The sequence below is a fragment of the Streptomyces sp. NPDC030021 genome (assembly GCF_055574035.1).
On record NZ_JBVIAH010000007.1, the window covers coordinates 253483 to 275009 of the forward strand.

General features: G+C 71.6%; 21 protein-coding genes. 11 read left to right on the plus strand and 10 right to left on the minus strand.

Annotated elements, in window-relative coordinates:
- The first annotated feature begins 78 nt into the window (after positions 1-78).
- On the plus strand, positions 79-663 hold the full coding sequence (locus ACZ4YL_RS16495) for a PadR family transcriptional regulator (protein WP_468117098.1): 585 nt from the start codon (positions 79-81) through the stop codon (positions 661-663).
- On the opposite strand, the gene ACZ4YL_RS16500 is transcribed toward ACZ4YL_RS16495, so the two are convergent.
- A complete protein-coding gene (locus tag ACZ4YL_RS16500) occupies positions 585-1115 on the minus strand; it encodes a flavin reductase family protein (RefSeq protein ID WP_468117100.1) in 531 nt (176 codons plus the stop codon). The two genes, ACZ4YL_RS16495 and ACZ4YL_RS16500, sit on opposite strands and share 79 nt — an antisense overlap.
- A 99-nt stretch (positions 1116-1214) precedes the next feature.
- On the opposite strand from ACZ4YL_RS16500, the gene ACZ4YL_RS16505 reads away from it, so the two are divergent.
- From ACZ4YL_RS16505 to ACZ4YL_RS16520, 4 genes are read left to right on the plus strand one after another with little or no spacing between them, the layout of a single operon-like run.
- Positions 1215-2807: a FadD3 family acyl-CoA ligase gene (locus ACZ4YL_RS16505; RefSeq protein ID WP_468117101.1), complete on the plus strand. Its 1593-nt coding sequence runs from the start codon at positions 1215-1217 to the stop codon at positions 2805-2807.
- Positions 2804-3895, plus strand: coding sequence for an acyl-CoA dehydrogenase family protein (locus ACZ4YL_RS16510; RefSeq protein ID WP_468117103.1), 1092 nt, complete (start codon positions 2804-2806; stop codon positions 3893-3895). The genes ACZ4YL_RS16505 and ACZ4YL_RS16510 overlap by 4 nt, the downstream gene beginning before the upstream one ends.
- 54 nt (positions 3896-3949) lie before the next feature.
- On the plus strand, positions 3950-4678 hold the full coding sequence (locus ACZ4YL_RS16515; RefSeq protein WP_468117104.1) for a VWA domain-containing protein: 729 nt from the start codon (positions 3950-3952) through the stop codon (positions 4676-4678).
- A 35-nt stretch (positions 4679-4713) separates the two neighbouring features.
- A complete protein-coding gene (locus tag ACZ4YL_RS16520) occupies positions 4714-5220 on the plus strand; it encodes a pyridoxamine 5'-phosphate oxidase family protein (RefSeq protein WP_468117106.1) in 507 nt (168 codons plus the stop codon).
- Here ACZ4YL_RS16520 and ACZ4YL_RS16525 read toward each other — a convergent pair.
- Positions 5217-6500 carry a DUF1906 domain-containing protein gene (locus ACZ4YL_RS16525; protein WP_468117107.1) on the minus strand — a complete coding sequence of 428 codons (1284 nt, stop codon included), beginning with the start codon at positions 6498-6500 and terminating at the stop codon, positions 5217-5219. The genes ACZ4YL_RS16520 and ACZ4YL_RS16525 overlap by 4 nt on opposite strands.
- A gap of 255 nt (positions 6501-6755) precedes the next feature.
- A complete protein-coding gene (locus ACZ4YL_RS16530; RefSeq protein ID WP_468117108.1) occupies positions 6756-7691 on the minus strand; it encodes an NAD-dependent epimerase/dehydratase family protein in 936 nt (311 codons plus the stop codon).
- Positions 7692-7803: 112 nt separating this feature from the next.
- Here ACZ4YL_RS16530 and ACZ4YL_RS16535 point away from each other — a divergent pair, with 112 nt between their 5' ends.
- Positions 7804-8766, plus strand: a complete 963-nt coding sequence (locus tag ACZ4YL_RS16535; protein WP_468117110.1) for a GlxA family transcriptional regulator — start codon at positions 7804-7806, stop codon at positions 8764-8766.
- A gap of 61 nt (positions 8767-8827) precedes the next feature.
- Here the strand turns inward: ACZ4YL_RS16535 and ACZ4YL_RS16540 are convergent, their stop codons facing one another.
- Genes ACZ4YL_RS16540 through ACZ4YL_RS16550 form a run of 3 tightly spaced genes read right to left on the minus strand, consistent with a single transcriptional unit; the run spans position 8828 to position 11156 of the window.
- Complete coding sequence (locus ACZ4YL_RS16540; RefSeq protein ID WP_468117112.1) at positions 8828-9862, minus strand: ABC transporter permease; 1035 nt, start codon at positions 9860-9862, stop codon at positions 8828-8830.
- Positions 9859-10752, minus strand: a complete 894-nt coding sequence (locus tag ACZ4YL_RS16545) for an ABC transporter ATP-binding protein (protein ID WP_468117114.1) — start codon at positions 10750-10752, stop codon at positions 9859-9861. Before ACZ4YL_RS16545 ends, ACZ4YL_RS16540 begins: the two co-directional genes overlap by 4 nt.
- Positions 10749-11156 carry a GntR family transcriptional regulator gene (locus ACZ4YL_RS16550; protein ID WP_189736102.1) on the minus strand — a complete coding sequence of 136 codons (408 nt, stop codon included), beginning with the start codon at positions 11154-11156 and terminating at the stop codon, positions 10749-10751. The genes ACZ4YL_RS16545 and ACZ4YL_RS16550 overlap by 4 nt, the downstream gene beginning before the upstream one ends.
- A gap of 187 nt (positions 11157-11343) precedes the next feature.
- Between ACZ4YL_RS16550 and ACZ4YL_RS16555 the strand changes: the two genes are divergently transcribed.
- From ACZ4YL_RS16555 to ACZ4YL_RS16570, 4 genes are read left to right on the plus strand one after another with little or no spacing between them, the layout of a single operon-like run.
- Positions 11344-11673 (plus strand): PadR family transcriptional regulator, encoded by a 330-nt coding sequence (locus ACZ4YL_RS16555; RefSeq protein WP_266597700.1) that lies wholly within the window; start codon positions 11344-11346, stop codon positions 11671-11673.
- A gap of 2 nt (positions 11674-11675) precedes the next feature.
- Positions 11676-12071: a DUF1048 domain-containing protein gene (locus tag ACZ4YL_RS16560; protein ID WP_468117116.1), complete on the plus strand. Its 396-nt coding sequence runs from the start codon at positions 11676-11678 to the stop codon at positions 12069-12071.
- Positions 12068-12907: an alpha/beta hydrolase gene (locus ACZ4YL_RS16565; RefSeq protein WP_468117118.1), complete on the plus strand. Its 840-nt coding sequence runs from the start codon at positions 12068-12070 to the stop codon at positions 12905-12907. Before ACZ4YL_RS16560 ends, ACZ4YL_RS16565 begins: the two co-directional genes overlap by 4 nt.
- Complete coding sequence (locus tag ACZ4YL_RS16570; RefSeq protein ID WP_468117120.1) at positions 12891-13439, plus strand: GntR family transcriptional regulator; 549 nt, start codon at positions 12891-12893, stop codon at positions 13437-13439. Before ACZ4YL_RS16565 ends, ACZ4YL_RS16570 begins: the two co-directional genes overlap by 17 nt.
- Here ACZ4YL_RS16570 and ACZ4YL_RS16575 read toward each other — a convergent pair.
- The gene (locus ACZ4YL_RS16575) at positions 13411-13611 is read right to left on the minus strand and encodes a DUF397 domain-containing protein (RefSeq protein ID WP_468117122.1); all 201 of its coding nucleotides are present in this window, start codon (positions 13609-13611) and stop codon (positions 13411-13413) included. The two genes, ACZ4YL_RS16570 and ACZ4YL_RS16575, sit on opposite strands and share 29 nt — an antisense overlap.
- Positions 13602-14432 (minus strand): helix-turn-helix domain-containing protein, encoded by an 831-nt coding sequence (locus tag ACZ4YL_RS16580; RefSeq protein ID WP_468117124.1) that lies wholly within the window; start codon positions 14430-14432, stop codon positions 13602-13604. The genes ACZ4YL_RS16575 and ACZ4YL_RS16580 overlap by 10 nt, the downstream gene beginning before the upstream one ends.
- Before the next feature lie 174 nt (positions 14433-14606).
- On the opposite strand from ACZ4YL_RS16580, the gene ACZ4YL_RS16585 reads away from it, so the two are divergent.
- Positions 14607-15038, plus strand: a complete 432-nt coding sequence (locus ACZ4YL_RS16585) for a hypothetical protein (RefSeq protein ID WP_468117125.1) — start codon at positions 14607-14609, stop codon at positions 15036-15038.
- A gap of 226 nt (positions 15039-15264) precedes the next feature.
- On the opposite strand, the gene ACZ4YL_RS16590 is transcribed toward ACZ4YL_RS16585, so the two are convergent.
- Positions 15265-16725 carry a glutamate synthase subunit beta gene (locus tag ACZ4YL_RS16590; protein WP_468117127.1) on the minus strand — a complete coding sequence of 487 codons (1461 nt, stop codon included), beginning with the start codon at positions 16723-16725 and terminating at the stop codon, positions 15265-15267.
- Positions 16718-21286, minus strand: a complete 4569-nt coding sequence (gene gltB, locus ACZ4YL_RS16595) for a glutamate synthase large subunit (RefSeq protein WP_468117281.1) — start codon at positions 21284-21286, stop codon at positions 16718-16720. Before gltB ends, ACZ4YL_RS16590 begins: the two co-directional genes overlap by 8 nt.
- Positions 21287-21527 lie beyond the last annotated feature (241 nt).

The following is a 21527-nucleotide window of genomic DNA, read 5'->3' on the forward strand; positions in this document are numbered from 1 at the left end:
TTTCGAATAGGAATACTTCTAGCAGTCATACCTCGCAGGGGGAAGGGTGCCGTGAGGACCGGTCGTAGACTGCGCTGCGTGGCAGACGAGACGAACAAGCGCGCGCTCCCCGCGACCAGCTGGGCGGTGCTCGGGCTGCTCTCCTTCGGAGAGGAGCTCTCCGGTTACGACCTGAAGAAGTGGTCGGACTGGTCGCTGCGGTTCTTCTACTGGAGCCCGTCGTTCAGCCAGATCTACAGCGAGCTCAAGCGCCTGGAGAAGGCCGGCTACGCGTCCTCGCGGATGGTCGCCCAGGACACCGGGACGCGCGACAAGCGGGTCTACCGGATCACGGACGAGGGCATGGCGGCCGTACGGGAGTGGGCCCGCGAGGCCCCCGTCGACCCGCCCGTCCTCAAGCACGGGCCGATGCTGCGGCTGTGGCTGGGCCACCTGCTGGAGCCGGAGCAGTTGCGCGAAGTCCTCCTCCGGCACCAGGAGTTCGCGGAGACGATGCGCCGTCGCGCGGTGGCCGACGGGGAGGGCGCCAAGGACGAGAGCGCCTGGGCGTACCCGACGCTCACCCTCAAGTGGGCCGAGCGGTACTACGCCTCCGAGCGCGACCTCGCGGCGGGCATGCTCGCCGACATCGACGAGCTTGAGGGGCTCGGCAAGCTGCCGTAGGAACGCCGGAAGTACAGCAGCGGCGGCCCGTCGCGGTGCGCGGTCAGGCCGGTGACCCGGCCGAGCACGATGACGTGGTCACCGCCGTCCAGCACGCCCTCCAGGCCGCATTCGACGCTCGCGAGGACCCCGTCGAGCAGGGGCGCGCCATTGCCGCCCGCACGCCAGGACACACCGGCGAACTTGTCCCCGCCCGTGACGGCGAACCGGCGGCACAGCTCCTCCTGGCCGACGGCCAGGATGTTGACGGCGAAGGCGCCGGCGGCCTCGATCCGCGGCCAGGAGGCCGAGGTGCGGGCGGGGCAGAAGCAGACCAGCGGCGGGTCCAGCGACACCGATGAGAAGGACTGCACGGCCATCCCGGCGGGACGGCCGTCGGCTGCGCGTGCCGTTATGACGGCGACGCCGGTACAGAAGCTGGACAGGGCGGACTTCAAGTCCAGGGACGCCATGGAAGCCTCCTGATCATTTCTACTAGGTATATGCCTAACCAAAACATGCGTGATTGGATACCGCCCACGCTCGCTCGTCAAGCAGGGAGGGTCCGTCCGATGCCACCGCCGCCCCTGGTGCCGCCACCACCGCCCGCCACGCTCGCCCGGCTCCCGGAGTACGCGGCCGCCGCGTACGGGGAGCGCGAGGCACTCGCCGACGGCGAGGTCCGCTGGACCTTCGTCCGGCTGGCCGCCGAGATCGCGGCGGCCGCCCGCGCCGCCATCGCCCACGGGATCCGGCCAGGGGACCGGGTGGCACTCTGGGCCCCCAACAGCCGCGAGTGGATCGCCTGCGCACTCGGCGCCGTCGGCGCGGGAGCCGTCCTCGTCCCCGTCAACACCCGCTACAAGCCCGCCGAGGCGGCCGACACCATCCGGCGCAGCGGCGCCCGCGTCCTCTTCACCGAGCGCGGCTTCCTCGGCACCGACTACGCCGAGGCCCTGCACTCCTCGGGCGAGGACCTCGGGGCGCTCTCGTCCACCGTCGTCCTGCGCGGCGGGACAGGGCCCGGGTCCTGGGAGGCGTACCTGGCCGCCGGAACGTCCGTCACGGAGGCGGAACGCCTCGCCCGCGCCGACCTGATCCGCCCGGAACACCTGAGCGACATCCTCTACACCTCCGGCACCACCGGGCGCTCCAAAGGCGTGATGACCACCCACGGCCAGACGATCCGGCTCTACACCTCCTGGTCCGAGCTGGTCACCCTGCGCCCCGGAGACCGCTACCTGCTGGTCAACCCCTTCTTCCACACCTTCGGCTACAAGGCCGGGGTCCTCGCCTGCCTGCTGCGCGGGGCGACCATGCTCCCGGAGGCCGTCTACGACACCGACCGCATCCTGGTGCGCATGGCCGCCGAGCGGGTGTCCTGCCTGATGGGCCCGCCGACCGTCTTCCACGGCCTGATCCGCCACCCCGGGCGCGCCGCCTTCGACCTGTCCGCGCTGCGGCTGGCCGGCACCGGCGCGGCCACCGTGCCCACCGCCCTCGTCGAGGAGATCCGCGAGGTGCTCGGCGCCCCGGACGTGTTCACCGCGTACGGACTGACGGAGTCCGGCGGCGTGGTCACCGTCTGCCCCGCCGACGCCGACGCCTGGACCGTCGCCCACACCGTCGGCCTGCCGCTGCCGGACACCGAGGTACGGATCGTCTCCCCGCTCGGCGAGGTAATGTCCGCCGGGAAGCCCGGAGAGGTGCAGGTCCGCGGCTACCACGTCACCTCCGGCTACCTGGACGACCCCGCGGCCACCGCCGAGGCCGTCCCGCCCGACGGCTGGCTGCGCACCGGGGACATCGGCGTGCTGGACGCGCGCGGCTACCTCTCGGTCACCGACCGGCTGAAGGACATGTACGTGGTCGGCGGTTTCAACGCCTATCCGGCGGAGGTGGAGAACGTACTGCTGACCCACCCCGCCATCACCGACGCGGCCGTCGTCGGCGCCCCGGACGAGCGGCTCGGCGAGGTCGGCGTGGCCTACGTGGTCACCTCCGCCCCGGTCACGGCCGCCGAGCTGACCGCCTGGACCCGGGAACGGCTGGCCAATTTCAAGGTGCCGCGACGCTTCACCCGGCTGCCGGAGCTCCCGCGCAACGCGGGCGGCAAGCTGCTGAAGACGGAACTGCGGCGCGCGGCCCGGGGGGAGCCGGCATGAGCGGCACGGAGACGCAGGCGCAGGCGCAGGAGCTGGCGCAGGCGCAGGAGCTGGCGGAACTGGGGGACGCCGTACGGGCGGTGCTCGCCCGCCATCCCGGCCACGCGGCCTGGGCCCCGCTGACGGCCCAGGTGGGCGCGGCCGCGCTGGCCGTGCCGGAGGAGTACGGCGGGCTGGGCCGCGGGGCCGCCGAGGTCGCGGTGGTCATGGCGGAACTGGGCCGCGCGCTGAGCCCCGTACCGTATCTGGGCTCGGCGGTCCTGACGGCGGGGGCGCTGCTCGCGGCCGGTGACCCGGGGGCCTGTGCCCGGCACCTGCCGGGGCTGGCCGAGGGCTCGGTGGTGGGCGCGCTGGCCTGGGCGGAGACGCCCGGCTGGGAGGCCGCCGGCCTGACCGCGCGGGCCGAGCCGGCCGGCGCCGGGTGGCTGCTCACCGGAACCAAGCGGTACGTGCCGGCCGGTCCGGCCGAGCCGGGCCTGGTGCTGGCCTTCGCGAGGGCCGCCGGCACCGGGAGGCTCGGCCTGTTCGAACTGACCGCCGCACCGGCCGGGTTCACCGTACGGTCGACCCTGGACCGCACCCGCCCCCTCGCGGAGCTGACCCTGGACCGGACCCCGGCCCGGCTGCTGTCGCCCGACGGAACCGCCGTCCTCGCCCGGGTCCGCGACCTGGCCTGTACGGCGCTGGCCGCCGAGCAGGTGGGGGCGGCCGCGCGCGCCCTGGAGGTGACGGTCCGGTACGCGAAGGACCGGGTCCAGTTCGGCCGGCCCATCGGCTCCTTCCAGGCGGTCAAGCACCGGCTCGCCGACATGCACACGGCGGTGGAGACGGCCCGGGCGCTCGCCCGCGCGGCGGCCGCGGCCGGGGCACCGCCGCACCTCGCGGCCGCCGCGAAGTCGGCCTGCTCGCAGGCGTTCTCGTACGTGGCCGGGGAGATGATCCAGCTGCACGGCGGCATCGGCATCACGTGGGAGCACGAGGCGCACGAGTTCTTCAAGCGGGCCCACGGCTCCGCCCTCCTGCTCGGCGCGCCGGCCGCGCACCGGGCACGGCTGGCGGCGGGCCTCGGTTTCACCATGGCGGGCTGACCGGCTCACGGACCGACGGGCTGCCGGGCCGGGGCGCTGCCGTACGCTCGCCCCATGACGGGCAGCGCGATCAACCTCCGCAAGGTCGAGGAGACGGCTCCGGCGCTCGTGAGCTTCTACAAGAGCGCCGGGGTCTCCCTGCGCAAGTACGGCATGGAGGGCGGGCGGGCCGCCGTCTACCTGGTGCTGGACTACTCCGGGTCGATGCGCCCGTACTACGCGGACGGCAGCGTGCAGGCCCTCGCGGACCGGGTGCTGGGGCTGTCCGCACACCTGGACGACGACGCCCGCGTGCCGGTGGTCTTCTTCTCCACCGAGGTCGACGCGCTGGAGGAGATCTCCCTGGCCGGGCACGAGGGCCGGGTCACCGAGATCGCCTCCCGGCTGGGCCACATGGGCAAGACGGCGTACCACGCGGCGATGGACGCGGTCATCGACCACTACCTGGACTCGGGGGCGACGGCCCCCGCCCTGGTCGTCTTCCAGACCGACGGCGGGCCGATCAACAAACTCGCGGCGGAGCGGTACCTGTGCAAGGCGGCCCGGCTGCCGCTCTTCTGGCAGTTCGTCGGCTTCGGGAACACGCGCAGCACGCAGTTCGACTTCCTGCGCCGGCTGGACGAGCTGCCCGTCCCGGCGCAGCGGGCCGTCGACAACGCGGGCTACTTCCATGCGGGAGCGGACCCCCGCACCGTGCCGGACGGCGAACTGTACGACCGCCTGGTCGGGGATTTCCCGGCCTGGCTGGCGGCGGCACGGAGTGCGGGCATCGTGCGCGCCTGACCTGCGCCTGCCGGTACCCGCGCTTTGATGGACGTATGACGCATACCAGCTGGGCAGTCTTCGAGACGGCGGAACCGGAGTTCGCTGCGGCCGTCCAGGCCCGTTTCGCGCAGTACCCGCACCACGTCCTGGCCACCCTGCGCAAGGACGGCTCCCCCCGCGCGACCGGGCTGAATGTCGACATCCGGGGCGGGGAGCTGTGGCTCGGCATGATGTTCGGCTCGATGAAGGCCAGGGACCTCCAGCACGACCCGCGCTTCGCCCTGCACACCAATCCGGGCGCGGGCGAGGACATGCCGGACGGGGACGCACGGATCTCCGGACGCGCGGTGGAGCTCGTGGACCCGCCCGAACTGCACCGGTACGCGGAGGAGACGGCGACCCCGCACCCCTTCCACCTCTTCTACGCCGATCTGACGGAGGTCGTCCGCGTCCGCGCGGAGGGCGAGGAGCTGGTGGTGCGGTCGTGGACCCCGGAGCACGGCCTGCGCACCCTGCGCCGGGGCGACGACGACGAACCGCCGCGCGAGGAGACGCCCTAGCTGAGCGGGGGCAGGCCGCCGATCGGGCCGAGGGCGGCCGGGTTCACGTCCACCCGGCTGCGGTCGATGTTGAGGGTGATCCCGCCGTAGGTGGCGTGGTGGTCGCCGCGGAACTGGTGGGCCCGGCGCGGACCGGCCCACTGGGCCGTGCCCGTCGGCAGGCCCATGTCGGCGTCGCCGACGGAGGCCGACAGGTTCCAGCGGGCGGCCCAGAGCACGTCCGGCATGGCTTGGGGGGCCTGGTGGTAGTGGGCGCTCAGTGCCTTGACCCCGGAGCTCACCGAGACGTAGGCGGCGGAGCGGAAGCCCAGCTCGTGCAGCCGGTCCGTCCAGGCGGTCAGGTAGGCCACGACCGGGGCGTCCCAGGTGGAGCGGTCCGTGTAGTTCTCCAGGTCGTTGTAGAGCACCGTGCCCTCGGCCAGCCCCAGCGACCGGGCCGCGTCCGCCGCGCCCTCGGCGGCCTCCCGGCCCTGCCCGTTGGCCTCGGAGGGGTCGGTGGACAGGCCGGTGGCGGCGTTGTGCCAGGGCTGCGGGCCCACCCAGATCGGCATCAGGTGCCAGCCCGCGGCGGCCTGCCGTTCCACCCAGCGGGCCGTGAGCCGCGGCTGGGCGCAGGCCCGGGCCCCGCCGCCGATGTAGACGCCGATCGCACCGAAGGGGGATTCGGCCCGCCAGGTGTCCATGGCCTTCTGGGTGGGGGCGGTGCAGGCGTCGAAGCCCTCGCCCTTGAAGGGCTCCTGGGCGTTACGGGGCTTCGGTCCTCCGGCGGCCGGCACGGCGACGACGGGGGCCGGGCCGGGCGGCGGCGTCACGGAGCGGACCTGCGCCAGGACGGCGCGTACGGCGTCGGGCGTGGCCCCGTAGGAGACGGTGGCCATGACTCCGGAGCGGCGCAGGGCGTAGCGCAGCTCGTTGCTGTCGGAGCGGGGCGGGACCTCGCGCAGCACGTTCCAGGAGTCGACGGCGACGGTCGGGATGTCGGCGCGCTCCGGGGCCCCGTCGAGGGGTTCGAGGTGCAGGGTGTCGGCGCGGCTGACGACGGCCCGGCCGGTGCACTCGGCCTGGGTGCCGGCGTGGCCGAGGTACAGGGTGGGCAGGTCGAGGCGCAGGCACGCGTCGGGGTTCCGGTCGAGGTCGACGACCCGCCAGCCGGCCGGGAGGGTGACGCGCAGACCGTGGTAGTCGACGGTCCGGCCGTCGTCGGCGGTGGCGGAGGGCTGGACGGAGACCAGCAGGGCGGCGCCGAGCAGGCCGCTCAGCAGGGTTCGGATGGGGGCCATGACCCAGATGGGTACCAGACGGCGGGGCCCCTCAACTGTCCGGAGAGGCCGCGCAGATGCTCCGTCCGGTCCAGGGCCCGGCCGGTCCTCAGGGCCCGGCCGGGTCGGTCGCGAGGATCCGTTCCTTCCCTCCGTGCGCCAGGCGCCCGGCAGGAGCGCCCCCCGCCCTCCCCCGTCGGGTCACCCGCACGAGCGAATCGGGCTCGGCCCCGTCGGTCGGTGCGCCGCCGGCCCGGGAAGCCGCGCCCGCCGGTCTCACCGCCCCGTCTGTGCCGACGGCCCGGTGGAGATCAACTCCTTCAGCACGTGGTCGAGTTCGGTGGCCCGTACGCCGAGCAGGCGCTCGGTGTCGGAGGCGTCGAGGCGCAGCTCGCCGTCGTACTGGTAGGCCATTTCCGGCATCTCGGCCATCACCGGGTCCGCCGCGGCCGCCGCGTCGAGTTCCTCCCGGGTCGTGGTCCTGAGCCTCGGGCCCGGCGCGCCGGCGGCTTCGGCCAGCCGCCCCATCAGCTCCCTCGGGGACAGTTCGGAGGTGGAGGGCACGTGCCAGGCGCGGCCCCAGCCGTCGTCCCGCCCGCCGACCGCGATCAGGGTCCGCGCGACGTCGTCCGTATAGGACCAGGCGTGCGGCGCGTCGAGGCCGACCGGCAGCACGGCTTCCTCGCCGGCCAGCACGGCGGGCACGGCCAGGAGGGGGAAGAGTCCGAGGACGTTCGCCCCGAGGAAGTCGCCGGCGCGCACCTCGGCGACCCGGACCCGCCCGGCCCGGTGCGCGGCGAGCGCTTCCTGCCACATGGCGGCGCGCACCCGTCCCTTGTCGGAGTTGGGCCTCATGGGCAGGTCGGGCGTGAGGGGGCCTTCGACGGGCCCGTACCCGTACACGTTGCCCAGCATCACGTAGTCGGCGCCGGTCCGCCCGGCGGCGGCGAGCAGTGAGGCGGCGAGGGGCGGAAAGGCGGTCCGCCAGTCCTGGTAGGCGGGCGCGGCCGCGTTGTAGAGGGTGCGGGCGCCCTGCAGCAGCTCGGCGAGCCGGTCGGTGTCGGTGATGTCGGCGGCGACCCGCTCGACGAGCGGAAGATCGGGCCCGCCGCCGCTGCGGGTGATGACGCGGACCCGCTCACCGGAAGCGGCGAGCAGGCGTGCGGTGGCGGTGCCGATCGCACCGGCGCCCGTGATGACGTGCAGGGCCATGGATGTACTCCTGTGCTGGTACGGCGAGTTGCTGTGGTTGACAGGTCAACCCTCGCCCCGGGCACGGCCGTACAGTAGTGGCTGGAATGCCAGCAATCCGGAGATTCGAGCCATGCCGATCACTCCCCCGCACCGCGTCGCGGTCATCGCGTGCCCGCCGGTCACCACCTTCGACCTGTCGATCCCGGGGGTGGTGTTCGGCGCGACGACCCTCGGTGAGCAGCCTGCGTACGAGGTGGCGGTCTGCACCCTCGTCCCCGGCGTGGTGCAGGCGCGGTACGGCACGGACGTCGTGGTGCCGCACGGCCTGGAGGCGGTGGAGCGGGCCGACACGGTGATGGTCACGGGGACGGCCGACCGGGAGGGTCCCGACCCCCGGGTGCTGGACGCCCTGCGCGCCGCCGCCGCGCGGGGCGCTCGCATCGCCTCCATCTGCACGGGTGCCTTCGTCCTCGCGCAGGCGGGTCTCCTGAAAGGCCGCCGCGCCACGACCTTCTGGACGGCGTCCGCGGAATTCGGGCGGCTCTTCCCCGACGTCGACCTCGTGCCCGCCGTGCTGTTCGTCGAGGACGGCAGGGTGCTGACGTCGGCGGGCATGTCGGCCGGGATCGACCTGTGCCTGCACCTGGTGCGCCGCGACTACGGCGCCGCCGTCGCGAACACCACGGCCCGTCTGGTCGTGGCGGCCCCCGTACGGCCGGGCGGCCAGGCCCAGTTCATCGAGACCCCGCTCCCGCCCGAGCGCGGCACCTCCCTGGCGGCCACCCGCTCCTGGGCGCTGGCCCGCCTGCACGAACCGACGACCCTGGCCGGGCTGGCCCGGCACGCGGGCACGAGCACCCGCACCCTGACCCGTCGCTTCCGCGCGGAAACGGGCCTCAGCCCCCTCCAGTGGCTGCTGCACCAGCGTCTGGACCGCGCCTGCGAGATCCTGGAGACCACCACCCTCCCGATGGATCAGGTGGCCGCCCGCAGCGGCCTCGGCACGGCGGACTCCCTCCGCACCCACCTGACCCGGCACACGGGCCTGACCCCGAGCACCTACCGCGCCACGGCGCGGGCCCGACGGCCGTAGAGTCGAGGGGGCGGCCGAAGCCAGTTGCGTTGGCTTCGGCCGCCCTTTCGCCCTCGTCCGGTCAGGCCGCCCGACGGCGCAGCCACCAGGCGCAGAACGCGGCCAGCAGTCCGGAGAGCGCGAGGAAGATCCCGGTCTCGATCCACTGGAAGGTCCAGTAGCGGTCGGCGGGCTGGTAGTCGACCTCGATGTGGTGCTTCGAGGCGGCGAAGCACTCGAAGGGGTCCTTCTCGCGCTCCGCGCAGCCCTCGGCGCCGCGGACCTGCTTGCCGGAGGCGTCGAGGACCGTACCGAGATCGGACACGACCCAGACGCCGGGCTTGAGGACCCCGATCCGCAGGTGGGCGTCGTTTCCGGAGCCCTTCAGCTGGATGTGGTTCCCGTTCCAGCCGTCCTTCGGCGCACCGGACTCCTCGCCGCCGCCGACCGGCGCCATGACGAGGGAGCTGAGTGCGACATCGGTGTGCTCCGGCGCCGCGAAGTGCGGGCGGATCGCGTAGGGCACGAAGATCTGCACCGCGAGGAAGGCGGCGAGGGTCGCGGCCATCGCGGGCACGGTGCGCCGGATCAGGAGTCCGGCCGAGGCGCCGAGGGTGAAGGCGAACGCCGCGTAGCCGAGGGGGACGACCCCGCGGCCGCTGAACATCAGGGCGGTGAACCGGTCCAGGTTGACCCGGTCGATGGGACTCGCCCACCAGGTCACCAGGAGGCTGAGCACCCCGGTGACGGCGACGGCGATCAGGCCGACGGCCCCGAGCTTGACCAGGAGCCAGCGGCCCCGGGTGATGCTCTGGTTCCAGATGAGCCGGTGGGTGCCGGTCTCCAGTTCACGGGCGATCAGCGGGGCGCCCCAGAAGATCCCGATGATGCCGGGCGCGGCGAGCAGCAGGCTCGTGACGTAGTAGGTCAGGGTCTGGTACTCGACGACCAGGGCGTTCTTCGCCGATCCGCAGTCGCTGCCGCAGCCGGCGACGGTGCTGTCGTAGACCTCGCGCATCCGGAGGCCGGTGACCACGAGGAATATCGCGATCGCGGCCAGGACGGCGAGCGCGGCGAGGGTCTGGACGCGGTATTGGCGCCAGGTCAGCCAGATCATCGCTGGTTCTCCCGGGTGGGTCGGGGGCCGGGCCCGGCCGTGGCCTGACTCATGTAGGTGAGCACGAGGTCCTCCAGGTTGAGGGGCTCCAGGACCCAGGAGGGGTCCCGGACCGGCTTGTCGGAGCGCACGATGAAGGTGCTCTGCCGCTCGGTGTGGGTCTCCTGGATGACCTGCATGCCCTGGGGCAGGGTGGCCGCCTCGCGGCGGGCGGTGGTGAGCCGGAAGTGGGTGGCGAGCAGGTCGTCGACGTCGCCCGCGACCTGGACCCGGGAGGCGACCAGCGAGATCAGGTGGTCGCAGACCCGTTCCAGGTCGGACACCAGGTGCGAGGAGAGCACGACGGTGGTTCCGTGTTCGGCGACGACCTCCATCAGGCTCTGCAGGAACTCCCGGCGGGCCAGCGGGTCCAGGGCGGCGACGGGCTCGTCGAGGATCAGCAGCTCGGGCCGTTTGGCGACGGCGAGGGTCAGTGCCACCTGGGCGCGCTGGCCGCCGGAGAGCCTGCCCGCCTTCTGGGCGGGGTCCAGGCCGAGCTGCCGGATCCGGTCCCGCGCCAGCTGAGCGTCCCAGCCCGGGTTGAGCCGGGCGCCCAGCTTCAGGTGGTCGGCGATGGACAGCCCGGCGTAGGTGGGGGTGTCCTGGGCGACGAACCCGACCTTGGCGAGCTGCTCGGGCCCGGAGGCGGGCCGGCCGCCGAGCACCTCGATGCTGCCGGAGGTCGGGCCGATCAGCCCGCAGGCCAGCTGCAGCAGGGTCGACTTCCCGGCCCCGTTGGGCCCGACCAGGCCGACGACCCGCCCGGACGGCACGCTCAGGGTGCAGTCGCTCAGCGCCTCTTTGCGGCCGTACCGCTTGCCCAGCGCGCGGGCTTCCAAGATTGCGGTCATTTCTCCTCTTCGATGTGCGGGTCCGTGCCGGTGCGGGCGCGGAAGGTGCTCAGGAACAGGGCCTCGATGCTCTCCTCGCCCAGCCCGGCGGCCCGCGCCTTGTCGAGCCACAGCTGCAACTCCCGGCGCAGCGGCTCGTGCTCGGAGAGCGAGTCGTCGCTGAGCGTGCCGGAGATGAACGTGCCGACCCCGGGCTTCTTCGCGACCAGGCCCTCGTACTCAAGCTCCCGGTAGGCCTTGAGCACGGTGTTCGGATTGATCGCCACGCCGGCCGCGACGTCCTTGACGGTCGGCAGCCGGTCCCCTTCGGACAGCAGCCCCAACCGCAGGGCCTGACGGACCTGGTGGACGAGCTGCATGTACGGAGCGACGCCGGACCGGGCATCGAGGTGAAACTCGATCACTGTCCTCCTCTATTCATCTAGCTTCCTAGCACTATAGGACTCTACATATGCGGTGACTGTCAACCACCGTTCAAGCGGGCGAAGTTGCCCGGACCTCCGGGCTATTCGGCCTTGCTAGGTACCGGTAGTCAGCGTTACGGTGTACCAGTACTCAGCAACACCGAATAGCTCAGGGAGGAGGTGTTCCATGCCCAAACTGCTGACGGAAATGCTCAAGGGCACGCTGGAGGGCATCGTCCTCGCGACCCTGTCCGGCCGGCCCGCGTACGGCTACGAGATCACGGCATGGCTGCGGGAGCAGGGGTTCTCCGACATCGCCGAAGGGACCGTCTACGCGCTGCTCATCAGGGTCGAGAAGCGCGGTCTCGTCGACGTGGAGAAGGTCCCTTCCGAGAAGGGGCCCCCGCGCAAGGTGTACTCCCTCAACGCCGAGGGCCGGGAGTACCTCGAAGAGTTCTGGAGGACCTGGAGCTTCCTCACGGAACGACTGGACCAGCTCCGCGAAGGGGGAAAGTAGCCATGTCCGATGGTGAGAAGAGCGGTTTCATCGCGAAGGTGATCGGCCCGAAGAAGCGCTGGAGGGCGTACAAGGCGCGCGTCAAGGGGCTCCCCGAGAGCCGGCGCACGGCGGTCGAGGCGATCGAGCGGTACCTGATGCACTTCGTCCCGGCCGACGGCGACAGCAACGCGTCGATGTTCGAAGACCTCGCCGACCTCTTCGAGCAGGCCGCGGCGGACGGCACCCCGATACGCGAGATCGTCGGGGAGGACCCGGTGGAGTTCGCCGACGCGTTCGCCGAGAACTACTCGGAGGGCGGCTACGTCCCCGCCCGCGCGAAGAAGCAACTGGCCGAAGCCCTCACCCGCGCCGAGGAGGCCGAGGAGGCCGGGGACACGGCAGGGGACACGGCATGACTGCGTTATGGACCGGCATGGTGCCGGTCGACGACACGGCCCTGGCCGTCACCGACACCGGCGGACCCGGCACACCCGTGGTCTACCTCAACGGCCACTTCGCCACCCAGGGGTACTGGCGGCGGGTCATCGCCGACCTGGGACCCGAGTGGCGGCACATCACCTACGACGAGCGGGCCCGCGGCAGGAAGTCGAAGCGCTCGGCCGACTACTCCTTCGAGGCGGCCGTCCGGGACGTCGACGCCGTGCTCGCGGCCAGGGACGTGGACCGGGCGCTGGTGGTGGGCTGGTCCTACGGGGCGTTCGTCGGCGCCCACTGGGCGAGCCGCAATCCGGACCGTGCCCTCGGTGCGGTCCTGGTGGACGGCGCGCAACCGTACGACTGGCTCACCGAGGAGATGGAGCAGGGGATCCGCAGGTTCTTCAAGCGGATGGGCCCGCTGATGCCACTGCTTCGCCCGACGGGCCTGACCCCGCGGATGACCGCCGAAGAGATGGCCAACAGCAACATCGAGGTCGGCCGGCTCGCCCGCGAGCGCGAACTGGGCCCCGTACTGGACAACATCACCGTCCCGGTGCGGTACGTACTGGCTTCGGGAACGTCCTTCGGGAGCAAGGGCGACGAACAGGAACGCATCCGCGCGGGCCTCGACCCGGTGTTCGCGCGCAAGCCGAACATCCAGCTCAGCGCGAAGGTCCCCAGCAACCACGGCGCGATCCTGAGGAGGGACGCCCCGGCCGTCGCCACAGCGGTACGCGAGGTCGCCGCCCTCGCCGACGGCGCGCCCTACGGCCCGGAACGCACGTACCGTGGCGGGCATGGAGTGGACCAGTAAGTCGCTGCCGTATCTGACCGCGCGCCCGCCCGGCGCGGCGGACGCCTGGACGGAGGAGGCCGCGGAGGCCGGGCGGCGGGGCAGTCAGCGCATCCTGCACGCAGGAAAGACCGCAGCCCCCGCCGCCGTCGCCGCCATGCTCGGCCTGGCGGCCGGAAGTACGGTCGTGGTACGCAGCAGGGTCATCGAACTCGATGGCGAGCCGACGGAGTTGACGGACACCTACTATCCGCCGGACATCGCCGCGGGAACCCCACTGGCCGGCACGGCGAAGATCCGCGGCGGCGCCGTGACGCTGCTGGCCGCCCTCGGGCACATCGGGGTCCGGGTCGTCGAGGACGTGACGGCGCTGGTGCCGCTGGACGAGGAGCGCGAGCAACTGCGCCTCGGCGCGGGCGAACCGGTGCTCCGCCTGGCCCGCACCACCTACGACGCGGCGGACCGCCCCGTCCAGGCGGACGTGATGCTCATGCCGGCCGGGCGCCAGCAGCTGCGCTACGAGATCAGGCTCGACCCTTCACGGCCCGGATGAACGGCGCCCACGCGGCGGCCGGGAACACCAGCACCGGGCCGGCGCCTGCGAGCTTGGTGTCCCGGACGGGGACGACGCCGGGCAGATCGTCGGAGACCTCGACACATTCGCCGCCCTCCCCGTTGGTGTAGGAGGACGTCCGCCAGGACAGGCCGTTCACGTCTACCCGCATTTTGCGTGCTCCTCCGCCACTGACTCGATCAAGGCCAGGGATGCCTCCGGCGACAGCGCGGCAGCCCTAGCAAGATCGTAAGACCTCCAGTGACGCCGAACCAGTGCCGGGCAGTCGAGCAACTGCCCTGCGTGCGGGCCCTCCGTGTAAGCCGCGTCGGGTGCGTCGGCGAACTGCATGATGCGCACATACGCCCCCAGAGCACCGTGGGCACCCGCCGCAAATGGCACCACCTGGACGGTGATCCGATGCGCGCGAATGCAGGAGGAGACGTGCCGCAGCTGGGCAGCCATCACAGCGTGCCCGCCGACTGCCGTACGCAGTACGGCTTCATGCAGAACAACCCACAATTCGGGGGTATCTGGGTCGTCAAGAATTCGGGCACGCTCCATGCGAGCCGCGATCAGGGAATCGACACGGTCCGCCGGACCGGTGGGACTAGCGGCCCGAATCACGGCGCGCGCATAGTCCGCTGTCTGGAGCAGCCCGGGAACGAGCGTGGGGCCGTAGTCAAAGATGGCCGTCGCCAGACGTTCCAACTCAGCCGCTTCGGCGAAGTACTCAACATGCTTCGACTTGAACGCCCTGGCCAGGCGAGTGAAGTAGTCCCCGGTGTCGAACACCTTGTCGATCAGCTCCGCGATCTCCGGCCGCAGCCGCCGCGTGCCGCACTCCATCTGCCCGACATACGTGCCGCTCGTGAAGATCCGCTCGCCCAGACCCTCCTGGGTCAGCCCGGCCGCTTCCCGGTGGCGCCGCAGCTCCTCGCGGGCGAACTCCTCCGGCGTCTGCGCCCCACTCAGATCCTTCTGCTTGGCCACGAGCCAACTCCCCGCTTCCGCACTCCCCGTTGATCCGCGAAAAGCGTAGTCCCGACCAAGTCGGCGAAACATCGGAACGGATTGATACGACTACCCAACGCCACAGGCCACTGTCAGTGCCGCTGGTTAACGTGATCGGTGTCAGTCGGAACCGAAGACACCACGGGGGACCACATGAAGCAGGCACACGGGCGCGGCAAGGCCGCAGCGATCGTCACGCTGGCCGCGGCACTCACGCTGACGGTTGCGGCCGGCACGGCCCAGGCCTCGGCGGGGGGCGAGATCGTCGGCTATCCGGGGCCCGACGGGCTGATCTGGATACCCGAGCAGGCCGGCTCCAGCGGCTTCGTCTCGGGCGGCCTCTCGTCCCGGCTGGACACGTTCATCACCTTCGGCTGCGCGGGCGGCGGCAGCATAGAGGTGGCCTTCCACCTCAACGAGCACCCGGACCGCGACCTGGCCCCCTTCACGGTCGACTGCCCCGAGACCGACCCGGCGCGCGTCACCGTCCCCCTCGGCACCGGCCTCCAGGGCGGCTTCGGTGCCTGGGTGACGGCCTCGGCCCCGTCCACCCGCTGGGGCGCCACCGTCGTCCAGCCCGAGTAACCCCGAATACGCCACAGCGCCCGCCACCCCTGGTCGGGGACGTGGCGGGCGCTGTGTCGGGAGTTCCGTACGCCGTTGTACGGACCGTATGAGGGGTCCCGCCCTTCGCGAGGCGGGGGTGCTGCAGGTCGCGCGGTCCCGCACCGACGGCCGGAGGCCGGCGCAGCCGGGCGAAGCCCGGGAGGCCGCCTGCGGCCGAGCGGTGCGAGCGCGGCGTTGAGAAGGGCTACACGGTCAGAGAACGATCCGTCGGCTTGACCGGGTACGGGAGGGTGCTGCTGCCGGTCAGGAAGCGGTCCACGCCGCGGGCGGCCGAGCGGCCTTCCGCGATGGCCCAGACGATCAGCGACTGGCCGCGGCCCGCGTCGCCGGCGACGAAGACGCCGTCCACGTTGGTCGCGTAGGAGGCGTCGCGGTCGATGTTGCCGCGCGGGTCCAGCTCCAGGCCGAACTGCTGGACCAGGCCGTTCTCCTGGTCGGTGCCCGTGAAGCCCATCGCCAGGGTGACCAGCTGCGCGGGGAGGACGCGCTCGGTGCCGGGCTTCTGGACGAGCTTGCCGCCCTCGAAGGCGACCTCGATCAGGTGGAGGGCCTGGACGTTGCCGTCCTCGTCGCCCTCGAAGTGGGTGGTGGAGACGGAGTAGACCCGCTCGCCGCCCTCCTCGTGGGCCGAGGTGACCTTGTAGAGCATCGGGAAGGTCGGCCAGGGCTGGTTGGCGTTCCGGTCCTCGCCCGGCTTGGGCATGATCTCCAGCTGCGTGACCGAGGCCGCGCCCTGGCGGTGGGCGGTGCCCACGCAGTCCGCGCCGGTGTCGCCACCGCCGATGACGACCACGTGCTTGCCCTCGGCCGTGATGGGGGGCGCCATGAAGTCGCCCTCCTGGACCTTGTTGGCGAGCGGCAGGTACTCCATGGCGAAGTGGATGCCGTTCAGCTCGCGGCCCGGGACCGGCAGGTCGCGGGAGACGGTCGCGCCCGCCGCGATGACCACCGCGTCGAACCGCTTGCGCAGGTCGGTGGCGGTGATGTCGCGGCCGACCTCGATGCCGGTGCGGAACTTGGTGCCCTCCGCGCGCATCTGCTCGATGCGGCGGTTGATGTGCACCTTCTCCATCTTGAACTCGGGGATGCCGTAGCGCAGCAGGCCGCCGATGCGGTCCGCGCGCTCGTACACGACCACGGTGTGGCCGGCCCGGGTCAGCTGCTGGGCGGCGGCGAGACCCGCCGGGCCCGAGCCGATGACGGCGGCCGTCTTGCCGGACAGCCGCTCCGGCGCCTGCGGGGTGACGTCGCCGTTGTCCCACGCCTTGTCGATGATCGAGACTTCGACGTTCTTGATGGTCACGGCGGGCTGGTTGATGCCGAGCACGCACGCCGACTCGCAGGGGGCCGGGCACAGCCGCCCAGTGAACTCCGGGAAGTTGTTCGTCGCGTGCAGGCGCTCCGACGCGGCGGTCCAGTCCTCGCGGTACGAGAAGTCGTTCCACTCCGGGATCAGGTTCCCGAGCGGGCACCCGTTGTGGCAGAACGGGATGCCGCAGTCCATGCAGCGGCCGGCCTGCTTGCTGATGATCGGGAGCAGGGAGCCCGGAACGTAGACCTCGTTCCAGTCCTGCAGCCGATCGGCGACGGGACGGGTGCAGGCGGTCTCGCGCGGGGTGGTGAGGAAGCCCTTCGGGTCAGCCATGGGTCGCCGCCTCCATCATCTTCTCCGTGGTCTCGGATTCCGAGAGTCCGGCGAGCTCAGCGGCGTCCTTGGCGGCGAGCACTGCCTTGTACGTGGTGGGGATGATCTTGCTGAAGCGGTCCACCGCGACGGACCAGTCAGCCAGGAGCTTCGCGGCCACGGTCGAGCCGGTCTCCTCCTCGTGGCGGCGCACCACATCGTGCAGCCACTGCTTGTCGGTGTCGGACAGGACGGTCTCGACCGCGCCCGCGTTGCCGACGTTGACGTTGTGCGGGTCGAGGTCGATGACGTACGCGACGCCGCCCGACATGCCGGCCGCGAAGTTGCGGCCCGTCTCGCCCAGGACGACCGCGCGGCCACCGGTCATGTACTCGCAGCCGTGGTCGCCCACGCCCTCCGAGACGACCAGCGCACCCGAGTTGCGGACGCAGAAGCGCTCGCCGGTGCGGCCGCGCAGGAACATCTCGCCGCCGGTGGCTCCGTAGCCGATGGTGTTGCCGGCGATGGTGGAGTACTCGGCGAGGTGGTCTGCGCCGCGGTCCGGGCGGACCACGATGCGGCCACCGGAGAGACCCTTGCCGACGTAGTCGTTGGCGTCGCCCTCCAGGCGGAGGGTGACGCCCTTCGGCACGAAGGCGCCGAAGGACTGGCCGGCGCTGCCGGTGAAGGTCAGGTCGATGGTGTTGTCGGGCAGGCCCGCGCCACCGAACTTCTTGGTGACGTGGTGGCCGAGCATGGTGCCGACGGTCCGGTTGATGTTGCGGATCGCGACCTGGGCGCGGACCGGCTGGGCCGCCTCGGCGGTCTCGGCGTTCAGCGCGTCGGCGGCGAGCTCGATCAGCTCGTTGTCGAGGGCCTTCTCCAGACCGTGGTCCTGCTCGATCAGGGCGTGGCGGACCGCGCCCTCGGGCAGCTCCGGCACGTAGAAGAGCGGCTCCAGGTCGAGACCCTGCGCCTTCCAGTGCGTGACGGCCTTGGTGGTGTCGAGGAGCTCGGCGTGGCCGACGGCCTCCTCGATCGTGCGGAAGCCCAGCTCGGCGAGGATCTCGCGCACCTCCTCCGCGATGTACTCGAAGAAGTTGACGACGAACTCGGGCTTGCCGGAGAAACGGTCGCGCAGGACCGGGTTCTGGGTGGCGATGCCGACCGGGCAGGTGTCCAGGTGGCAGACGCGCATCATGACGCAGCCGGAGACGACGAGCGGCGCGGTCGCGAAACCGAACTCCTCGGCGCCGAGCAGCGCGGCGATGACCACGTCGCGGCCGGTCTTGAGCTGGCCGTCCGTCTGGACGACGATGCGGTCGCGCAGCCCGTTGAGCAGCAGGGTCTGCTGGGTCTCGGCGAGGCCGAGCTCCCAGGGGCCGCCCGCGTGCTTGAGCGAGGTGAGCGGGGAGGCGCCCGTTCCGCCATCGTGGCCGGAGATGAGGACGACGTCCGCGTGGGCCTTGGAGACACCTGCGGCGACCGTGCCCACGCCGACCTCGGAGACCAGCTTCACGTGGATGCGGGCGACCGGGTTGGCGTTCTTGAGGTCGTGGATCAGCTGAGCCAGGTCCTCGATGGAGTAGATGTCGTGGTGCGGCGGCGGGGAGATCAGGCCGACGCCCGGGGTGGAGTGGCGGGTCTTGGCGACCCACGGGTACACCTTGTGGCCGGGCAGCTGGCCGCCCTCGCCGGGCTTGGCGCCCTGCGCCATCTTGATCTGGATGTCGTCCGCGTTGACCAGGTACTCCGAGGTCACGCCGAAGCGGCCGGAGGCGACCTGCTTGATGGACGAGCGCCGGGCCGGGTCGTACAGGCGGTCCGGGTCCTCGCCGCCCTCACCGGTGTTGGACTTGGCGCCCAGCTGGTTCATGGCGATGGCGAGGGTCTCGTGCGCCTCCTTGGAGATGGAGCCGTACGACATGGCGCCGGTGGAGAAGCGCTTGACGATGTCGGCGACCGACTCGACCTCGTCGATGGAGATGGCTTCGCGGTCCGACTTGAAGCCGAACAGGCCGCGGAGCGTCATCAGGCGCTCGGACTGCTCGTTCACCCGGGCCGTGTACTGCTTGAAGATGTCGTACCGGCGGTTGCGGGTGGCGTGCTGGAGGCGGAAGACCGTCTCCGGGTCGAACAGGTGCGGCTCGCCCTCGCGGCGCCACTGGTACTCGCCGCCGATCTCCAGCGCGCGGTGCGTGGCCGCGATGCCGGAGACGGGGTACGCCTTGGCGTGGCGCGCGGCCACCTCCTTGGCGATGACGTCCAGGCCGGCGCCGCCGATCTTGGTGGCGGTGCCGTTGAAGTAGGTCTCGACGAACTCGTCGTTCAGGCCGACGGCCTCGAAGACCTGGGCGCCGCGGTAGGAGGCGACGGTGGAGATGCCCATCTTGGACATGACCTTCAGGACGCCCTTGCCGAGCGCGTAGATCAGGTTCTTGATGGCCTGCTCCGGCTCCAGGCCGGACAGGAAGGTACCGGCGCGCAGCAGGTCCTCGACGGACTCCATGGCGAGGTACGGGTTGACCGCGGCCGCGCCGTAGCCGATGAGCAGGGCGACGTGGTGGACCTCGCGGACGTCACCGGCCTCGACCAGCAGACCCACCTGGGTGCGCTGCTTGGTGGCGATGAGGTGGTGGTGCACGGCGGAGGTGAGCAGCAGCGACGGGATCGGCGCGTGCTCGGCGTCCGAGTGGCGGTCCGAGAGGACGATCAGGCGGGCGCCGTTGGCGATGGCCGCGTCGGCCTCGGCGCGGATCTGCTCGATCCGGGCGGCCAGGGCCTCGCCGCCGCCGGAGACCCGGTAGAGGCCGGAGAGCGTGGCGGCCTTCATGCCGGGCATGTCGCCGTCGGCGTTGATGTGGATGAGCTTGGCCAGCTCGTCGTTGTCGATCACCGGGAAGGGCAGGGTGACGCTGCGGCAGGACGCGGCGGTCGACTCCAGCAGGTTGCCCTGCGGGCCGAGCGAGGACAGCAGCGAGGTGACGAGCTCCTCGCGGATGGCGTCCAGCGGCGGGTTGGTGACCTGCGCGAAGAGCTGGGTGAAGTAGTCGAAGAGCAGCCGGGGGCGCTCGGACAGGGCCGCGATCGGGGAGTCCGTACCCATGGAGCCGAGCGGCTCGCCGGCGGTACGGGCCATCGGCGCGAGGATGACGCGCAGCTCTTCCTCGGTGTAGCCGAAGGTCTGCTGGCGGCGGGTGACCGAGGCGTGGGTGTGCACGATGTGCTCGCGCTCGGGCAGGTCCGAGAGCTCGATCTCGCCGGTCTCCAGCCACTCCGCGTAGGGGGCGGCGGCGGCCAGCTCGTTCTTGATCTCGTCGTCCTCGATGATCCGCTTCTGGGCGGTGTCGACGAGGAACATCTTGCCGGGCTGCAGGCGGCCCTTGCGGACGACCTTGGCCGGGTCGATGTCGAGCACGCCGACCTCGGAGCCGAGGACGACGAGGCCGTCGTCGGTGACCCAGTAGCGGCCGGGGCGCAGACCGTTGCGGTCGAGGACCGCGCCGACCTGGGTGCCGTCGGTGAAGGTGACGCAGGCCGGGCCGTCCCAGGGCTCCATCTGCGTCGAGTGGTACTTGTAGAACGCGCGGCGGGCCGGGTCCATGGAGGTGTGGTTCTCCCACGCCTCCGGGATCATCATCAGCACGCTGTGCGGGAGGGAGCGGCCGCCGAGGTGGAGCAGCTCCAGGACCTCGTCGAAGGAGGCCGAGTCGGAGGCGTCCGGGGTGCAGATCGGGAAGATCCGGTCCAGCACGCCGTCACCGAAGGCCTCGGAGGCCAGCTGGGACTCGCGGGCCTTCATCCAGTTGCGGTTGCCCTTGACCGTGTTGATCTCGCCGTTGTGCGCGACGAAGCGGTACGGGTGGGCGAGCGGCCACGACGGGAAGGTGTTCGTGGAGAAGCGCGAGTGGACCAGGGCGACGGCCGAGGCGAAGCGGCGGTCGGAGAGGTCCGGGAAGAAGGGCTCCAGCTGGCCGGTGGTCAGCATGCCCTTGTAGACGATGGTGCGGGCGGAGAGCGACGGGAAGTAGACACCGGCCTCGCGCTCGGCGCGCTTGCGCAGCACGAAGGCCTTGCGGTCCAGCTCGATGCCCGTGCTCTCGCCCCCAGACTCCGTCCGGGAGGTACCCCCGGTCACGAAGAGCTGGGAGAAGGCCGGCATGGTGGCGCGGGCGCCGTTGCCGAGCAGGTCCGGGGTGACCGGGACCTCGCGCCAGCCGAGGACCGTGAGGTTCTCCTCGGCGGCGATGGCCTCGATCTGCTCCACGGCGACGGCCTGTGCGGTGCCGTCGGCGGGGAGGAAGGCGATACCGACGGCGTAGCCGCCCGCCGCGGGGAGCTCGAAGCCGGCCACCTCGCGCAGGAACGCGTCGGGGACCTGGCTGAGGATTCCGGCGCCGTCGCCCGAGTCCGGCTCGGAGCCGGTCGCGCCGCGGTGCTCGAGGTTCCGCAATACGGTCAGGGCCTGCTCAACGAGTGTGTGGGTGGCCTCGCCGGTGAGGTTCGCCACGAATCCGACGCCACAGGCGTCCTTCTCGTTGCGCGGGTCGTACATGCCCTGCTGGGCGGGGCGACCGTCCATGGGCGACCAGGCGGTGGTGCTGGGGCCGGTCGCGGAGTGCGTGGATGCGGAACGCATCGGCTCTCCCGTCGTCGTCGTGGCATATGTACATAGCCGAGGGACGACGTTGGCCCTCTGCGAAATTTCGTGCAGATTACATGATGACGACAATCCCGAGAAGCGGATACGCCATTCCAGCATGCGGACTGCACGAGGCAGAAAGAGGGGACTTTCGCGGCGCTCTACGGAGGTATCGCGCGAG

What these genes read in the sequence shown, in the direction of transcription:
- gltB (WP_468117281.1), bottom strand. Translation starts at nt 21,286, where the DNA reads ATGGACGGTCGCCCCGCCCAGCAGGGCATGTACGACCCGCGCAACGAG.
- ACZ4YL_RS16500 (WP_468117100.1), bottom strand. Translation starts at nt 1,115, where the DNA reads ATGGCGTCCCTGGACTTGAAGTCCGCCCTGTCCAGCTTCTGTACCGGC.
- ACZ4YL_RS16570 (WP_468117120.1), top strand. Translation starts at nt 12,891, where the DNA reads ATGGAGTGGACCAGTAAGTCGCTGCCGTATCTGACCGCGCGCCCGCCC.
- ACZ4YL_RS16530 (WP_468117108.1), bottom strand. Translation starts at nt 7,691, where the DNA reads ATGGCCCTGCACGTCATCACGGGCGCCGGTGCGATCGGCACCGCCACC.
- ACZ4YL_RS16585 (WP_468117125.1), top strand. Translation starts at nt 14,607, where the DNA reads ATGAAGCAGGCACACGGGCGCGGCAAGGCCGCAGCGATCGTCACGCTG.
- ACZ4YL_RS16545 (WP_468117114.1), bottom strand. Translation starts at nt 10,752, where the DNA reads ATGACCGCAATCTTGGAAGCCCGCGCGCTGGGCAAGCGGTACGGCCGC.
- ACZ4YL_RS16510 (WP_468117103.1), top strand. Translation starts at nt 2,804, where the DNA reads ATGAGCGGCACGGAGACGCAGGCGCAGGCGCAGGAGCTGGCGCAGGCG.
- ACZ4YL_RS16590 (WP_468117127.1), bottom strand. Translation starts at nt 16,725, where the DNA reads ATGGCTGACCCGAAGGGCTTCCTCACCACCCCGCGCGAGACCGCCTGC.
- ACZ4YL_RS16575 (WP_468117122.1), bottom strand. Translation starts at nt 13,611, where the DNA reads ATGCGGGTAGACGTGAACGGCCTGTCCTGGCGGACGTCCTCCTACACC.
- ACZ4YL_RS16505 (WP_468117101.1), top strand. Translation starts at nt 1,215, where the DNA reads ATGCCACCGCCGCCCCTGGTGCCGCCACCACCGCCCGCCACGCTCGCC.
- ACZ4YL_RS16560 (WP_468117116.1), top strand. Translation starts at nt 11,676, where the DNA reads ATGTCCGATGGTGAGAAGAGCGGTTTCATCGCGAAGGTGATCGGCCCG.
- ACZ4YL_RS16520 (WP_468117106.1), top strand. Translation starts at nt 4,714, where the DNA reads ATGACGCATACCAGCTGGGCAGTCTTCGAGACGGCGGAACCGGAGTTC.
- ACZ4YL_RS16535 (WP_468117110.1), top strand. Translation starts at nt 7,804, where the DNA reads ATGCCGATCACTCCCCCGCACCGCGTCGCGGTCATCGCGTGCCCGCCG.
- ACZ4YL_RS16565 (WP_468117118.1), top strand. Translation starts at nt 12,068, where the DNA reads ATGACTGCGTTATGGACCGGCATGGTGCCGGTCGACGACACGGCCCTG.
- ACZ4YL_RS16540 (WP_468117112.1), bottom strand. Translation starts at nt 9,862, where the DNA reads ATGATCTGGCTGACCTGGCGCCAATACCGCGTCCAGACCCTCGCCGCG.
- ACZ4YL_RS16555 (WP_266597700.1), top strand. Translation starts at nt 11,344, where the DNA reads ATGCCCAAACTGCTGACGGAAATGCTCAAGGGCACGCTGGAGGGCATC.
- ACZ4YL_RS16515 (WP_468117104.1), top strand. Translation starts at nt 3,950, where the DNA reads ATGACGGGCAGCGCGATCAACCTCCGCAAGGTCGAGGAGACGGCTCCG.
- ACZ4YL_RS16525 (WP_468117107.1), bottom strand. Translation starts at nt 6,500, where the DNA reads ATGGCCCCCATCCGAACCCTGCTGAGCGGCCTGCTCGGCGCCGCCCTG.